This window comes from Paenibacillus sp. 7541, from assembly GCF_002276395.1.
Taxonomy (GTDB): Bacteria; Bacillota; Bacilli; order Paenibacillales; family Paenibacillaceae; genus Paenibacillus_AQ; species Paenibacillus_AQ campinasensis.
The window spans coordinates 356,324-372,043 of the sequence record NZ_NQLZ01000001.1; the positions used below are offsets into that span (position 1 = coordinate 356,324).

At 53.8% G+C, this 15,720-nt stretch carries 13 protein-coding genes; 1 reads left to right on the forward strand and 12 read right to left on the reverse strand.

Annotated features, from left to right (window positions below; genetic code table 11):
• Positions 1-30 precede the first annotated feature (30 nt).
• From nikC to CHH75_RS01585, 7 genes are all read right to left on the reverse strand, one after another.
• On the reverse strand, positions 31-927 hold the full coding sequence (nikC, locus tag CHH75_RS01555; RefSeq protein ID WP_095265274.1) for a nickel transporter permease: 897 nt from the start codon (positions 925-927) through the stop codon (positions 31-33).
• Positions 928-939: 12 nt separating this feature from the next.
• Positions 940-1,944, reverse strand: a complete 1,005-nt coding sequence (locus CHH75_RS01560; protein WP_095265275.1) for an ABC transporter permease — start codon at positions 1,942-1,944, stop codon at positions 940-942.
• Positions 1,945-1,983: 39 nt separating this feature from the next.
• On the reverse strand, positions 1,984-3,645 hold the full coding sequence (locus tag CHH75_RS01565) for an ABC transporter substrate-binding protein (protein ID WP_095265276.1): 1,662 nt from the start codon (positions 3,643-3,645) through the stop codon (positions 1,984-1,986).
• 145 nt (positions 3,646-3,790) lie between these two features.
• Positions 3,791-4,792 carry an ABC transporter ATP-binding protein gene (locus CHH75_RS01570; RefSeq protein WP_095265277.1) on the reverse strand — a complete coding sequence of 334 codons (1,002 nt, stop codon included), beginning with the start codon at positions 4,790-4,792 and terminating at the stop codon, positions 3,791-3,793.
• Positions 4,789-5,781 (reverse strand): ABC transporter ATP-binding protein, encoded by a 993-nt coding sequence (locus CHH75_RS01575; protein ID WP_095397270.1) that lies wholly within the window; start codon positions 5,779-5,781, stop codon positions 4,789-4,791. The genes CHH75_RS01570 and CHH75_RS01575 overlap by 4 nt, the downstream gene beginning before the upstream one ends.
• A gap of 362 nt (positions 5,782-6,143) precedes the next feature.
• Positions 6,144-6,599 carry a hypothetical protein gene (locus CHH75_RS01580; RefSeq protein WP_095397271.1) on the reverse strand — a complete coding sequence of 152 codons (456 nt, stop codon included), beginning with the start codon at positions 6,597-6,599 and terminating at the stop codon, positions 6,144-6,146.
• A gap of 51 nt (positions 6,600-6,650) precedes the next feature.
• Positions 6,651-6,863 (reverse strand): hypothetical protein, encoded by a 213-nt coding sequence (locus tag CHH75_RS01585; protein WP_141235797.1) that lies wholly within the window; start codon positions 6,861-6,863, stop codon positions 6,651-6,653.
• A 138-nt stretch (positions 6,864-7,001) separates the two neighbouring features.
• On the opposite strand from CHH75_RS01585, the gene CHH75_RS01590 reads away from it, so the two are divergent.
• Complete coding sequence (locus CHH75_RS01590) at positions 7,002-8,054, forward strand: LacI family DNA-binding transcriptional regulator (protein WP_095397273.1); 1,053 nt, start codon at positions 7,002-7,004, stop codon at positions 8,052-8,054.
• A gap of 204 nt (positions 8,055-8,258) precedes the next feature.
• On the opposite strand, the gene CHH75_RS01595 is transcribed toward CHH75_RS01590, so the two are convergent.
• The 5 genes from CHH75_RS01595 to CHH75_RS01615 form a co-directional block, all read right to left on the reverse strand.
• Positions 8,259-9,143 (reverse strand): carbohydrate ABC transporter permease, encoded by an 885-nt coding sequence (locus tag CHH75_RS01595; RefSeq protein WP_095265282.1) that lies wholly within the window; start codon positions 9,141-9,143, stop codon positions 8,259-8,261.
• A gap of 18 nt (positions 9,144-9,161) precedes the next feature.
• Complete coding sequence (locus CHH75_RS01600) at positions 9,162-10,061, reverse strand: ABC transporter permease (protein ID WP_095265283.1); 900 nt, start codon at positions 10,059-10,061, stop codon at positions 9,162-9,164.
• A gap of 122 nt (positions 10,062-10,183) precedes the next feature.
• Positions 10,184-11,869 carry an extracellular solute-binding protein gene (locus CHH75_RS01605; RefSeq protein WP_095265284.1) on the reverse strand — a complete coding sequence of 562 codons (1,686 nt, stop codon included), beginning with the start codon at positions 11,867-11,869 and terminating at the stop codon, positions 10,184-10,186.
• A gap of 161 nt (positions 11,870-12,030) precedes the next feature.
• Entirely contained in the window at positions 12,031-13,722 is a 1,692-nt protein-coding gene (locus tag CHH75_RS01610; protein WP_095265285.1) for a response regulator transcription factor, read from the reverse strand.
• A complete protein-coding gene (locus tag CHH75_RS01615; RefSeq protein ID WP_230875845.1) occupies positions 13,722-15,689 on the reverse strand; it encodes a sensor histidine kinase in 1,968 nt (655 codons plus the stop codon). Before CHH75_RS01615 ends, CHH75_RS01610 begins: the two co-directional genes overlap by 1 nt.
• Between the last annotated feature and the right edge of the window lie 31 nt (positions 15,690-15,720).

A 15,720-nucleotide genomic window follows, 5' to 3' on the forward strand; every position in this document is an offset into this window, starting at 1 on the left:
GTCTTCACCCGGCAGTAGCATTTGCAAAAATTAACTTTTCATTCTCGGATCAAGCGCATCGCGCAATCCGTCCCCCATCAGATTGAATGCCAGCACGGTAAACATGATCGATAGGCCGGGAAACATGACCGTCCACGGCGCTGTGGCGATAAATTGACGCGAATCCGACAGCATCTTGCCCCACTCCGGGGCCGGAGGCTGGGCGCCAAGGCCGAGAAAGCCGAGCGCAGCTGCTTCAATTATGGCTGTAGCAATACCGAGCGTGCCTTGAACGATGATGGGCGTCAGACTATTCGGCATAATATGATGCAGCAAGATGCCGCTGTTCTTCATTCCGATCGCCCGGGCGGCCGTAATGTACTCCTCGTTTTTCAGACTGAGCACCTTGGCCCGCACGAGGCGGCCGTATGTCGGTATGTTGACGATGGCGATCGCCAGCAGCGCATTTTGCAATGACGGTCCCAGAATGGCTACGATGGCAATCGCCAGCAGGATGCTTGGAAAGGCCAGCAGAATGTCGAACAGCCGCGAGATGATCATATCGAGCCATCTGCCAAAAAAACCGGCCAGTATGCCAAGCAGGGTGCCGAGGATGATGGAGCCGACAACTGAGAACGTGCCGACCCACAGCGAGATACGTGCTCCGTGCAGCACCCGGCTCAGGATATCGCGCCCCAAATCATCCGTCCCGAACCAATGGGCGGCTGAAGGTGGCTGGAGCCGGTTGCTCAGCTCCTGCGCCTTGTAGTCATAAGGGGACAGAACGGGGGCGAGAAGCGCGATTAGAACAAACAGCAGAATCATGGACAGTCCGAGCATCGCCATTTTATTTTTGCGGAAAGCCCGCCATGCATCTCGCCAAGGTCCGGACGGCTTGTCCGCCGTCACGACAGGGCCGCCACTCGTATTTGCAGTAATATGTCCCATGCTTCCCCTCCTTTACCGATAGCGAATGCGCGGATCCACGGCTGCATACAGTAAATCCACCATCAGATTGATCATGACAAACAGGAAAGCGATGATCAGAATGCCGGATTGGATAACCGGATAATCGCGTGAGCTGATCGCCTCATAGATGTAACGTCCGACCCCCGGCCAGGCGAAGATGGTCTCTGTCAGCACCGCACCGCCAAGCAGCGCGCCCGTCTGAAGCCCGATGACCGTCAGCACCGGAATGAATGCATTCTTCAGCGCATGCTTGTACACAACGAAGAATTGGGAAAGCCCCTTCGCTTTCGCCGTGCGGACATAATCGGAATTCATCACCTCAAGCATGCTCGAACGGGTCATCCGGGCGATGATCGCCATCGGAATGGTGCCGAGCGCCACGCTGGGCAGAATCAGATGTTTGACGACCGTCCACAGCTGATCCCATCTGCCTGCCAGCATACTGTCAATCAAATATAGATGGGTGACAGCCTCCACCGGATTGCGCTGGTCCATCCGGCCAATGGATGGCAGCCAGCCGAGCTTCAGGGAGAACAGCCACTGCTCCATTAACCCGAGCCAGAATATCGGCATCGACACGCCAACAAGCGAAACCAGCATGCTGATATAATCAAACCACGAGTTTTGCTTCCAGGCGCTGATGATGCCTGCGTTGACACCGAAGAACACGGCAAATGCCATCGCCGCGATCGTTAGCTCTGCCGTTGCCGCCAAATACGGCATGATCTCTTGGGCAATCGGCACTTTCGTGCGGATCGACTGCCCCAGATCTCCCTTCAACAGATCTCCGAGGTACGTGAAATACTGCTGGTACCACGGGTTGTTAAGCCCGAGCTGCTCTCGCAGCTCTTCCTTCGACTGCTCTGTTGCCTTCTGCCCCAGTATCGTCTCAGCCGGATCGCCAGGAATCGCATGAATAATGGAGAACACGATGATCGTCATTCCGATCAGGACCGGGACCATCACGAACAGACGCTTCAATAGATAAGATTTCATGAAGAGGACCACCTGCCATCGGCGCTATCGTGCCGCCCGTTATTCAAAGTAAATGTTGTAATAGTACTCAGACCCGGTCGGTGCGGGAACATACCCTTTTACATTGGCCTGGGCAGCCAGAAGCGGGGTCGTATGCACAATCGGCACCCATGGCGCATCGGCCTTAATGATGACCTGCGCCTGCTCGTACAGCTCGGCACGCTTGTCCTGGTCATTCTCCCGCTGGGCCGCAATCAGAATTTCATGCAGCTCGTCACTGGCGTAATAGCTGTAGTTATTGGAAGGAATCGCATCCTTGTCGAGCAGTGTGTACAGGAAGTTATCCGGGTCGCCGTTGTCCCCGGTCCAGCCGAGCATGTACATATCATCCTTCTCGCCTTCCCTGACCTCATCCAGGTAAGTCGCCCATTCCGGAGACTCGATGGTTACCTTTACCCCAATCTTCTCAAAATCCGCCTGGATGACCTCGGCAACCTTTTTGCCGTCCGGCATATACGGGCGAGGCACCGGCATCGCATAGAAGACGTATTCGCCAGGGAGCCCGTCCGGATACCCCGCTTCCGCCAGCAGCTGATTCGCTTTATTCAGATCATACTCATAGTCCTGAATGCTGTCGTTATATCCCCACATCGATGGCGGTATTGGATTCACCGCCGGAACGGCTTGTCCGGCAAAGAATGCGTCGATAATTCCCTGCTTGTTCACAGCATGACTGAGCGCCAGCCGGACCTTCGGATCATTGAACGGCTCCTTCTTCAAGTTGAATCCCAGGTAACCAACGTTGTTGGACGGACGTTCAATCTTCTGCAGATTCGGATTGCTCTCCAGCACGGCCAGATCATCCGGACTCAAATCCTCCATCAGGTCAATCTCCCCGCTTTGCAGCGCATTGAATCTGGCGGAGTTGTCGGGAATGGAGCGCACGATGACGCGGTTCAGCTTCGGCAGCCCTTCTCTCCAGTACTCCGGATTCTTCTCCAGGGTGATGGAGTCGTTGCGTCGCCACTCTTTAAATACAAACGGCCCTGTGCCAACCGGCTCATTCTTAAAGTTCTCCCCCTTCTCCTGCAGCGCGGTCGGACTGGCGATTCCGAAGGAGGTCATCGCGAGGTTCTGCAGAAAAGGTCCCTGCGGCTGGTTCAATGTGAACACGACCGTGAATTCGTCCAGAGCTTTAACCTCCTTGATCACTCTGCTGCCTTCGGGCCCGAACATGGAGTCATAATAATAGAAGGATTCCCCGCTAAACTTATATTCACTGTTCGGGTCAGACCAGCGCGTGAAGTTGAACACCACAGCATCGGCGTTGAAATCTGTCCCATCATGAAACTTCACGCCTTGGCGAAGCTTGAACGTATACTCAAGCCCATCCTCTGAAACGTCCCAGCTCTCGGCCAAGGATCCCTGAATCTCTGTCGTTCCTTCCTTATATTCCAGCAAAGAATCAAAAACTTGATGCCCGATCTTCAGCGATTCCCCATCTGTCACGATCGCCGGGTCAAGAGCGGCTGAGTCCCCTCCGCGGCCGACAATCAACGTATCCTGCGCGGAAGATGCCGGCACTTCACCTTCGGCTTGCTGACCGGTATCCGGCTCCTGCGCTTCGCTGCTTCCACTGCCTCCGCCGCTGCAGCCGGCGAGGGCTACAATGATGCCAAGCATCAACAATAACAGGCTGCTGCTCCATCTCTTTGCTTTCATATTATGGCTCCCTTCTTATAACAAAATAGAATGTTGTTTATATAAGGCCGGACCGCAGGTCCGGTCGATAAACCGCAATCCGAAGTCTCTAGACCTCTTCATAAAATGGTGATTATTCGTTGTTAAGAGAAACTGAATCAATGCTTCAAGAATGAATTCGTTCATCTTCCTGCAACGTATCCGGATACAGATGGCATGCCGCCAGATGCCCTTCCCCGGTTTCGGCCAGCTCCGGCCTGCGGGCCCGGCAGATGTCCATCACCTTCGGGCAGCGCGTATGAAACGCACAGCCGACCGGCGCGTCGGCCGGGCTCGGCACCTCTCCTTGCAAAAGGATACGCGCCCGCCTCATATCCGGATCAGGCTCCGGCACCGCCGACAGCAGCGCCTGGGTATACGGGTGGCGGGGAGCAGAGTACAGCTTGTCCTTCTCCGCAATCTCGACGATGCGGCCGAGATACATCACCGCTATCCGGTCAGAAATATGCTTGACGACACTAAGGTCATGCGCGATAAAAAGATACGTTAATCCGAATTCCTCCTGCAAATCCTGCAGCAGGTTGATCACCTGCGACTGAATCGACACATCCAGCGCCGACACCGGCTCGTCGGCTACGATCAGCTTCGGACGCAGCGACAGCGCCCGCGCAATGCCGATCCGCTGTCGCTGCCCGCCGGAGAATTGATGCGGATATCGCTGCAGATGACTTTGCGCAAGTCCGACCACATCGGTCAGCTCGCGGATCATCCGCTGCCGTTCTTGCCGGTCCCCAATTCCATGGACGATCAGCGGTTCCTCCAGGATTCGCTGCACCGTATGCCGCGGGTCCAGCGAAGAGAACGGGTCCTGGAACACGATCTGCATATCCCTGCGCTTCATTCGGAGCTCCTTCGCAGACAGTGCTGTCAGCTCCGTTCCGTCAAACCGCACCTGGCCTCCTGTCGGCTCGATCAGCCGCAGCAGCGCCCGGCCTGTCGTCGATTTGCCGCAGCCGCTCTCCCCGACAAGGCCGAATGTCTCTCCTTGCATCACGGAAAAAGAAATGTCGTCCACCGCCTTGACCACGGCCCCCTGCTTTCCGAACCACTTGCGTTCGATCGGATAATATTTCTTCAGATGCTCGACCTGGAGCAGCGGCTCACTCATACGACGTCCTCCTTGAACTTGACTTCGTGGAGCAGGCACCGGGAACGATGACCTGCTTCAAGCTCCACGAGCTCGGGAAGCTGCTCATAGCATGCCGGCATCACATGCTGGCAGCGATCCGCGAATCGGCAGCCCTTCATCTGCGTATGCAGAATCGGCACATGGCCAGGAATCGAGAACAGGCGGCGGCGCTGCTCGTTCATTCTCGGCACCGACTGGATCAGCCCTTGGGTATAGGGATGCAGCGGATTTTTGAATATATGCCGCACCGTTCCCTCTTCCACAACCTTCCCGGCATACATGACCGCGACGCGGTCGCACATCTCGGCGACAACGCCAAGATCATGCGTAATCATCATGACCGCCGTGCCATTCTCTTCGTTCAGACGACGAATCAAATCAAGAATCTGCGCCTGAATGGTCACATCCAGCGCCGTCGTCGGCTCATCTGCAATCAGCAGCTCCGGGCCGCAGGATATCGCCATCGCAATCATGACCCGCTGCCGCATGCCCCCGGATAATTGATGAGGATATTCATCAATGATGGACTCCGGCCTTGGGATGCCGACTTTCCTCAGCATGTCCACCGTGTGGGCTCTCGCTTCCTTTTTGCCAAGTCCCCGATGGGCAGAAACCGCTTCCCTTATTTGCTGACCGACTGTGAACAGCGGATTCAGCGAGGTCATCGGCTCCTGAAAGATCATGGATATTGCATTGCCGCGGATTCCGCGCATCTCCCGTTCCTTTAAGCGGAGAATATCCCTCTCTTTGAAGCGAATGGCTCCGCCTACAATTTTGCCTGGCGGCGAAGGGATAAGCCTTAGCACCGAAAGCGAGGTGACGCTTTTGCCACAGCCTGATTCCCCGACAACGCCGAGGACCTCACCGGCATGCACATGGAGGCTCACACCATCCACAGCAGGAATTTCCCCGCGATCGGTGAAGAAATGGGTGCGTAAATCTTCGATCTGCAGAATGGGTTGAGTCATAGTACAGGCCCCTTTTCATATGAAGGATAGATTCATGTCGTCATTCGCCAGACTTCTGCTTCTTCTCTCGAATTTCGTCAATGTCCGACAACCTCCCTCGAACCAATCATTAATTTGTTATATTTCCTAACAATTGAGAGAACAATTCCCTGTTTGATAAGTTACTTTACAATATTTTGAATGGGTAGACAAGACATAATTTCTTTTATGTTATATTTATGGGATTATTATGTAATCTATATAAAATTACCAAACCAGCGTAATGAAGGGCCAGAGGTGCTATAGCTCAGTCTCTTTTGGAAGCACAAAAAAACAGCGTCCCTATGGGGAAGCTGTCATGCGGCTCATACGATTGTTCGATTCTATTGACTGATCTCAAACAACGCTTTTACCTCGTTAAAATCAAATTCATTTACGATTTCATAGGTTGAAGCATATTTTTTATGCCTGCTTAAGCTGTTGCTGATTTGCACCCTATTCTCGTGAAACGTCACATGAATGGTCGGACCGCTACTAGGTCTGAACCACAGAACGTATCGTTCGTCAATCCCCCGGCTCTCGGCAGCTCTTAATTCCAGATCAGACAGCTGCTCAAAGACCTGGTTGATCCGTTCCCTGTCCGTGATTTCTATCCCTGGTTCCAGCTTCCCCAAAGCGTACTTATGCATGACGATTGAATAGGTATTCTCCGGGTCCCCTATGGCATCATGAACAAGCGCTTTAAACGTCGTCCTGGATTGAACAGCCGCTGCAATCATACCGGTAACAATAATCCCCGCTACCACAATCCATAACATGTTCCAATGCTTACTCTTCATTCGGCCCTCCCCTGAATCCAGTGTCATGTGCAGCATCCAAGCACCTGTTCACTATCCTTGGCTTTGATCATCAAAATTTCCAGCTTCATCTATGACATAAGGGATGCGGCTCTCTTCCAATCGCTGTAGAAGAGACTCATCTGCGTGTTCCGTGAACACCAAATACGCATTATCCCTGGCCTGAATATCCAGTCCCGTATGAATCATGACCACGAGGAGCACTAACCCCGTCAAAGTCAGCATTACTTTTGCATATCTTCTCACGATTGCCAAATCCCTCCTTCCTAAATCCATTATGAAGCAGCGTCCCCGATCCTTCAATGCTTGTGATTCGAGGATCATCATGTTATTTTTATTAGGATAACACATTAGGATGCGTGATCGATCCAAGAAGGAGCTGCTATGGCACGAAAAGTATCAATTCAAGTACTGGCCGACGAGCTGGGCCTGTCCAAATATGCGGTTTCTCGCGCGTTAAGCGGGAAATCGGGGGTAAGTGAAGCGACGCGGCAGCGCGTGATTGAACTGGCCAAATCACTTGGCTATCAGAAGGCTTCATTCTCACAGCCTTCGGAAACCGGGCGGGAGTCGGACGCCCCCTCTCCGTTCATCCTGATCTGCATGCGCCATATCCATTCAGGCAACCACTCCTATTGGCAGCGGGTCTTAAATGGCATGCTGATGAGCTGTGACCAGCAGGGGCTGCCCTATGTCATTGTATCGCCGGAGCTGGAAGCTGCGAAACTCACTGGCGAGCCGGAATCCCCGCAGCATATGCTGGCTCCGCATCTGGATTGGACTCGCTGTGGCGGAATCGTGGTCATGGGCACTTTTCCCCATTCGATCTTGGGTCTTGTCGCCCGTGCGGAACGCCCGTATGTGCTCGTAGATCATGTCGATCCGCTCATATCCTGTGACAAAATAAATAATGACAATATTGAGGCCGGGTCCATTATCACCCGACATCTATTGTCATTGCACTGTACACATCTTGGCTTTATTACCGACAAGGCCTGGTCTGCCAGCTTCGCCGACCGCCTGGCCGGCGCGAGGTCTGCCATGGACAGCCCTCACGGGACAGAGGCCAGACTGACCGAATGGCGAATTCCTTATGGCGAACCAGGCTGGGAGAACGCCTTGTACCAGCAATTTGTCCATACCGAGCCGGACAAGCGTCCGGATGCCTGGATCGGAGCCAATGACGATATTGCTATCCGCTGGATGCGAAAGCTTCAGGCCGAAGGCATCAGCATCCCGGAATCTGCCCGCATTGCGGGCATCGATAATGTGGAGGCGTCAACACTCGTTTCACCGCAGCTCACAACGGTCAACCTGTGCAAGGAAGAGCTGGGCGGACGGGCGATCGAAGCGCTGCTGCGCCGGATTGAACGGCCGGGCGCGCCGATGGAATCCATCCATCTCTCCACCCGCTTAATTCCTAGAGCCAGCACGTAAGGGGGATGGGCCGCTAAGGCCCTCCCCCTCCGTCGATGCTCATCGAATGGCCGTACCGCTAATAACAAGGTGATTCATCCCTTTACATGGGGATAATCCCTCTTTACGTGTTCACCTTGCTGCGCTTCCTCTTCAGCAATCGATCCGGCCTTTCCCCAGACATGCCCGCTCCCGGTTGCCCTGTTCGGCAACCGCCATATCCCCTTATTCCTTCACACTGCCAAGCACAATTCCCTTGACGAAGAACCGCTGCAGAAACGGGTACAGCAGCAGAATCGGCAATGAGCCGATAAAGATCTGTGCAGCCTTAAAGGTCCGGTTGGAGACATCCGCCAGCGCGGCGGCATCGTCGGCCGTAATGTTGGTCAGATTGGTCTGTACGATAATCGTCTGCAAGTAACTCGATAGCGGATACTTCTCCGGCGAGTTCATAAGCAGCAGCCCGTCAAACCACTCGTTCCACTGTCCGACAATCGTGAACAGCGTCACCGTAGCCATCGCCGGCAGCGACAGCGGCGCGTATATGTTCCACAAGCTTGTGATATAACCGCCGCCGTCGATAAAGCAGGATTCCTCCAGCTCTTTAGGCAGGCCGCGGAAGAAGTTCAACAGCAGGATGACGTTGAACACCGCGACTGCTCCCGGAATGATCAGCGCCCAGAGCGTATCGATCAGACCGGTATCGCGAATCGTCATATACCTCGGGATCAGCCCGCCGGAGAACAAAGTGGTGAATACGAAGAACCAGGCATACTGCGTCCGGAATTTGAAGTCCTTCGGCTCCTTGGACAGCGGGTAGGCAATAAGCAGCGTCAGCAGCATGCTGATGGCCGTTCCAAGTACCACCCGCTGAACCGTGATCCACATTGCCACCATAAATTGCGGCTTGTTCAGTACATATTGATAGGATGCCAGTGTAAAGTCTACTGGCCACAGCTTGACCACCCCGGCCGTTGCCGCCCATTTGGAGCTGAGTGATACTGCCAGAATATGAACGATAGGAAGGAAGCACAGCAGCCCCAAACCAATCAGAATCACATAGTTGAAGCCCAGAAATATTTTGCGACTGAGTGACGGTTTATGCAGCATGATCGGCACAACTCCTTCCTAGAATATTCGATAATTGGCAAATTTCGAGGCGAGCGAATAGGACACCACGATAAACACAAATGAAATGATGGACTTGAACAATCCGATTGCGGTAGCGACCCCGTACTGCGCGCCCTGCATCCCGATCCGGTAAATGAAGGTGTCCAGAATGTCCCCGCTCTCATACACCTGCGGGCTGTACAGGTTGAATACCTGGTCAAAGCCTGCGTTCAGCACGTTGCCAAGGGACAAAGTCGCCAGCAGGATAATGATCGGCAGCATGCCCGGAAGCGTAATATGCCATGTCTGCTTCCACCGGTTCGCCCCGTCCACCGTCGCCGCTTCATACAGTGCCGGATTGATCGACGTGAGCGCTGCCAGGTAAACGATTGTGCTGAAGCCGAACTCCTTCCATATATCCGTAATGACAAGCGTGTACGGGAACCATTTATTGCTGCCTAGGAAAAAGATCGGTTCTATGCCGAACAGCCCCAGCACCTGATTGACAATGCCGCTGGTCGGCGACAGGATATCGATAAAAATCCCGCCGAGAATAACCCAGGACAGAAAATGCGGCAAATACACGAGCGTCTGCACGCCGCGCTTGATCAGCTCATTGCGCAGCTCGTTCAGCAGCAGCGAGACGACGATCGGAACGATCAGGCCCCCGATAATTTTCATAAACGCAATAAACACGGTGTTCCATATAATCTGTCCGGTCTCCGGCAGGTCAAACACGTAGCGGAAGTTATCCAGACCGATCCACTCGGAACCAAACAATCCTTTGAAGGGAACAAATTTCTGAAAAGCCATGGCAATTCCGACCATCGGCCAATAGCTGTAGATCAGCACAATGATGACGCCGGGCAAGATCATCAGATGAAGCGGCCATTGCCGCCGAAATTTTTTGTCTAACATGGCGATCCTCCTGTCTTTCATATAACATCCGCCTGGCCGCAGCCATGAATAGGAAAGAGGGCCGGTCGATGCCCGTGCCCTCCTCCTTTGACCCGAGTTGACGCGTTAGCTGTTCGTTTCCATTATCTAGCTGCTTTCCACGCGTTGACCTCTTCCGTAATTTGGTCGCCGCCAAGCTTTTTCCAGTTGGCCACGAACTCATCGAAGCTGTCTAGGCTTGCCTCGCCGAGAATGATTTTGATGAACGTTTCCTGTTCCAGCCGATCCAGCGTCGCTTTACGGTCCGCCATCGTTTCGGTTGGCGCGCCGACATAGGCGTTTGTCGTCACTTTGCCTTCGTCGTTCAGCAGACGCAGCTGCTTCATGGAACCGTCAGGCCCGTTAGCCGCATACCCCGACCAGCCAAGCGGATTGTTGCCCGCCAGATATTCCTGGAACTCCTTGTACATAATGACCGTCTCAGCGCTTGAAATCTCCGCATCGCTGCCGCTCTCGAGCGCTTTCTCCAGCTCCTCCTGACGGATCAGGTCCTTGTTCGGGTTCACGACTTCCACAAGGGAATATTTATTGACACCGATGGACGTATCTCCTTCAACCACCTGACCGTACTTGTCAAACTCTGCATTCTCACTGTACAGCTTCTCATAATACAGGTTGGCCAGCTTCACGATCACTTCCGGATTGCTGTATCCCTTCTTCACAACGTAGTATTGCGATACGGCAAACGGCATTTGCACCGTCGCTGCCCCGCCATCCACTGAAGGAACAGGATACGACTTCCATTTCACATTTTCATCCTCTTTCACCATGTCCCATAACGGCCATGCCGGATACCAGCTCGGTCCGATGATCATGCCGATTTTATTCGTGGTAACCGATTCGAACACTTTGACCGTGTCCTTGACCCCAAATTCCGGATCAATCAGTTTGTTCTGGAACATCTCCTGAAGCTTGCCCAGCGCTTCCTTCATCTCCGGCTGGATGCTGCCAAATTGCAGATTGCCTGCTGCATCCTCTACCCAGATCTGCGGAAACCCGCCAAACCCGTTAAAGAATCCGACCGAGGAAGCGTTCAATCCGATATCCTTGGTCAGCGCCAGCCCGTAGGTGTCCGCCTTGCCGTTGCCATCCGGATCCTGCTTCGCAAACGCCTCGGCGATCGCAATCAGATCATCCATGGAGCTCGGCTCCGGAAGATTCAGCTTCTCCATCCAATCCTCCCGAACCCACACAAGCGGCGCCGATCCGCCGATGACCGGCTGTGTGGAAGGAATGGCCAGCAGCTTGCCGTCAAATGTCGCTGACGGAAGCGCATTCTTCTCGATGTCCATGACCATCTTCAAATCTTCGCTTGCGTAATTATCGAAGGCTGCGGTCAGGTCTTCCAGCTGTCCCGCGTCCGCCAGCTGTCTCAGCTGGGTCGCGTTCACCTGCATAATGTCAGGCAGATCGTTGGAAGCAATCGCAATATTCAGCTTGGACTCATACTGCTCTGAGCCCGTCACAATCCATTTGTAGTTCAGATTGATGCCCATCTCTTTGTAGAGCTCCGTCCACACATTGTCTTTAATGTCTTGCCCCGCCGGGAATTTCACTTCCTCACCGACATAGCGGACAGCGTCAATCGTAATCGGCGGATCATACGTTCCGAACGGATCCCCCGGCTCGCTGACGGCGGCACCCGGATTGTCGGCATTGGATGGGCTGTCCCCGCCGCTTCCGTTGTTTCCGGTGCTGCACGCACTGAGCACAAGCGCCAGCATCATCACACTTAACAACCATTTGGACATGCTCTTTCTTTGTTTCACGTTTGCGACCTCCTCGAATACATTTCGTATTTCTGCTGATCATCAGGTGTTTATCCCAAGCAGTCTTTGCTGAGTGCTGCAAGCTGCTGCTGCTTTGAAATCAGTATAAGTGAGGCGAAAAAGGCTATCTACTTTAAGGTTTTTACTTTAGTATCTTCTCTTTACCTGTTTTGCAGTTCCCTGTATTCCTGAGGGGTCAGATGCGTTGTTTTTTTGAAAAAACGATAAAAATACGGCGGTGAACTGAACCCTACCGCTGCTGCGATGACATGGATCTTCTCCGATGTTTCTGCCAGCAGCTGCTTCGCCTTCGCCAATCTGGCTGCGTTAATGGACTCCGACAACCCCTCGCCGGTCACCTGCTTGTACAATCGAGACAGGTAGGACGGGTTATGTCCAACAGCCTCCCCGATCTGTGTCAAGGACAAGTCCCCCGCCAGATGCTCCTCGATATAGGCCTTGACCTTGGCAATCACCTCATGCTGCTGATCCTGCTTGCCCTGCTCCTTCTGTCCGAAGATCACTTCAGCCAGGCGGGTGAAATAGCTGATCGCCTCTGTCCAGGAATCATGCTCCTCCAGATGCGTGAGCCGGATATAATCCACGGTTTCTCCTCCCTCCACAACCTGGCAGATCGATTCCAGCTCCACGATGGGCGGCATGAACACAGACACGAGACCGTAATAGACCTCCATCTTGAGCAGATGCTCATATTCTGGCGGAAAACAAGAGGCATCCGTCACCTCCCGAAACAGCTTCAGAAATTCCTCCTTGTCTCCGTTCTCCAGACACCCGCGTAGAAGGTCCATTCGCTTCAAATGCATGCGCGAGCGTCCGATATCCCGCTGACTTTCCGGACGATTGATCGTCATCGTCTCCGTCAACAGCACCTCATGGCCGATGCCAAGCCCGCTGTCCATCAAATATTTCAGATCCTCAAATTTATCGGAGAGATGCTCCCATGGCGTCCATTCCCCGGCGAGAGCGAAAGAGGTTTTCAGTTTCAGCAGCGATTTGCAGGTCTCCTGGATCTGCTCCAGCATGCCGTGTACGAACCGCTTTACCCGGTCCTCAATCGGCTCGTTCTCGCGCGTAAGGCGATGTGCGCTCTGATCCCCTTTGTACTGCAGCATCCAGATCAATTTGGATCGCCCGTACTCCACGGACATGCTCACTGTCATCGGAGCCAGCAGCTCACTCGTAATATTTTGCACGGCGTACAGCAGGAGCGGCTGCGCAGCTGGGCCGCCGAGGTGACTCCAGCTGTCGACCCGGCACAGCAGCACCAGGCAAGGCTTGTCGGCCACAAGCTTCATATCCAGCTCCCGAAATCGCTGCTCCAGCTCCTCTCTCCGGGTGCGTCCAGGCGCTCGCTGCAACAGCTCCAGCATATATTGCTGCTGCAGGAACGGCAGCGCCATCCGCAGATTTTCCCGCGCCCGCGCAATCAGGCTGTCCGCCGCCAGCTCCTGATCAAGCAGCACCATCGTCTTCTCAATAGCTTTCAGAACCGCGTCATTTCCCTCCGTCTTCAGAATATAGTCGACGCTGCCTTCCCGAATCGCTTCCTGGATGTAACTGAAATCATCGTATCCGGTCAAAAAGATGACTTTGCAGTGCGGCCATAGTTTGACGATTTCCTTCTGCAGCGCAAGCCCGCTCATGCCGGGCATTTTAATATCCGACAGCACGATGTCCATCTTCGTCCGCTTCAGCCAGCTCAGCGCCTCACTCGCGGAGTATGCCTTGTGAATTTCCAGATTGAGATGCTCCGAGCGCTCGCACAGGTCTGCCAGACCGTTCACAATAAAAGGCTCATCATCCACAATTAAGATGCGATACATACTGTTCATCACGGTTGCTCCTTTCTCATTCGAGGCAATCTCATTTCGATTTTCAATCCGCCCAGATGGCTTCTTGTGAATACCAGTCCGCTGTCAGAACCAAATTTCAGTTGCAATCTGCGGTGGACGTTGGACAAGCCGGTAATCTCGCCTTTGTTATCCGGGCTCGACGTGATGGACTGAAGCTCCAGCAGCTTCTCGTCCGTCAGCTGTTCCCCGTTATCCTCCACTATGATGCGCAGCATATCCGCTTCACTGCCGTCCATTCGAATTCGAATCCGGCCATCCGCTTCCTTGTCTTCAAGTCCGTGCTCATACGCATTCTCAATCAGCGGCTGCAATATGAGCAGCGGCACCGCCAAGCCCTTCCAGGAAGTGGGGATCTCATCCCACTGCGCCGAAATCCGGTTATGGAAGCGGATGCTCTGAATTTCAACGTAAGCTTTGGCATGTCCAACCTCAGCTTCGAGCGGCACCTCATCTGCACTGTTGCGCGTGATGAACCGGAAGTAGTCGCCCAGATGCTTGGTGAAACGCACAATGTTATCATAGTCCTGCATCTGGCCCATCTGATGCAGCGTGAAAAAGCTGTTATATAAAAAATGCGGATTGATCTGCGACTGCAGCTGCTTCAGCTCGGAGCGCTGGGATCGGATCTTCTGCTCAAACACCTCCTGAATGAGCAGCTGCAGCCGCTTCACCATCAGGTTGAAATGCTCATACAGGTAATGAAACTCGTCATTATGCCGGTGGCGCAGCTCCGCCTGGGGACTGGATACGTCCATCTTGCGAAAGGCCCGGACCATCCGATGCAGCGGCTGATGAATCCGTCGATAGATCCAGCCCGAGAACAGAATGACCACCAGCAGCGAGAAGCCGGAAAGGCCGAAAAACAGCAGCCGGTATTTCGCCAGCGGCCCCAAAAACTCCGCCTCCGGCACATAAACAACCAGATCGGCATTCAGAAATGACGAGCGCTCCACGCTAACCCAATAATTGCTGCCATCCACCGTGACCTTTGTGTTGTAAGGCTCCTTGTAGAACTCCGACTTTGACAGCGCTTCCACATCGATGTTCTCCATCAGTCTGTGACCGATATTCCCCGCCCCCTCCGGCATGACAGACCAGCTGCCATCCGAGCCGATAAGTACCGAGCTGCCGTTGCCGGTCGCCAGCTGCTCCAGCGCCTTCTGCATTCTGGGCATGGACAGCTCGGTCACAATGACAAAGTTAGGCTGTTTTCCTGCCCGAAGATGATCGGGATACACCATGCCGAGCTGAAGCTTATCCCCCCATTTGTAGATGACACGATCCGGCTTTCTCAGCATCACCTCCATCTGATCAACCGGCATCGCTGTCTCATACGATACCTGCTGGATCGTCTTGTCAATGAGCGGGACATAAGCCTTAGCTTCCTGGATATATTGATTGGAGCTTTGCAGCAGCCGCATTTTGCCCTGCAGGCGATTGATGGACTGAAAGTACTCGTACCTGGTCATGGCCGGGGCGATAGTGCTTAGCTTCTGCAGATCGGAATCCTGGGACAGATCGTTCATCAGCAGCACGGTTGTCCGCAATTCCTGCTCCAGTGTGCGGACAAAAAAGTTGGTGCGCGCATTCAGCGATTGTGTAATTTCCTGCTCCACACTTTCCGAGCCGGATTCGTTCATGTATAAGGCAGCGGCGTATACAGGCACAATCGCCAGCAGAAAACCGATCACGATTTTCGGATAGATCGACTTGACCCATAGCCGCTTCTTCATGCTTCTTGCCCCCACTTTCATCTCCTCCTGCGCGATGATCTTCTCAAATACAGGTAAAGCGGACAGTCCCGCTGCCCCCGTCCTTATTCGGTACTGCTGCCGAATAGGAAGGAAGCCTGGGCGTGTCCGCTTCAAGCCAAATCTGTTATCTAAGGTTGAGCCAGCACCATGACGGACAGCGTCAGGCCGCCCGAAAATCACTTTACGATCCATGTGCGACCTTTCCCCGTCCTCGTTCTCAGGC

Bases quoted from the DNA above. Each gene is read 5' to 3' on its own strand.
- nikC (WP_095265274.1), bottom strand. From the start codon at position 927: ATGGGACATATTACTGCAAATACGAGTGGCGGCCCTGTCGTGACGGCG.
- CHH75_RS01560 (WP_095265275.1), bottom strand. From the start codon at position 1,944: ATGAAATCTTATCTATTGAAGCGTCTGTTCGTGATGGTCCCGGTCCTG.
- CHH75_RS01565 (WP_095265276.1), bottom strand. From the start codon at position 3,645: ATGAAAGCAAAGAGATGGAGCAGCAGCCTGTTATTGTTGATGCTTGGC.
- CHH75_RS01570 (WP_095265277.1), bottom strand. From the start codon at position 4,792: ATGAGTGAGCCGCTGCTCCAGGTCGAGCATCTGAAGAAATATTATCCG.
- CHH75_RS01575 (WP_095397270.1), bottom strand. From the start codon at position 5,781: ATGACTCAACCCATTCTGCAGATCGAAGATTTACGCACCCATTTCTTC.
- CHH75_RS01580 (WP_095397271.1), bottom strand. From the start codon at position 6,599: ATGAAGAGTAAGCATTGGAACATGTTATGGATTGTGGTAGCGGGGATT.
- CHH75_RS01590 (WP_095397273.1), top strand. From the start codon at position 7,002: ATGGCACGAAAAGTATCAATTCAAGTACTGGCCGACGAGCTGGGCCTG.
- CHH75_RS01595 (WP_095265282.1), bottom strand. From the start codon at position 9,143: ATGCTGCATAAACCGTCACTCAGTCGCAAAATATTTCTGGGCTTCAAC.
- CHH75_RS01600 (WP_095265283.1), bottom strand. From the start codon at position 10,061: ATGTTAGACAAAAAATTTCGGCGGCAATGGCCGCTTCATCTGATGATC.
- CHH75_RS01610 (WP_095265285.1), bottom strand. From the start codon at position 13,722: ATGAACAGTATGTATCGCATCTTAATTGTGGATGATGAGCCTTTTATT.
- CHH75_RS01615 (WP_230875845.1), bottom strand. From the start codon at position 15,689: ATGGATCGTAAAGTGATTTTCGGGCGGCCTGACGCTGTCCGTCATGGT.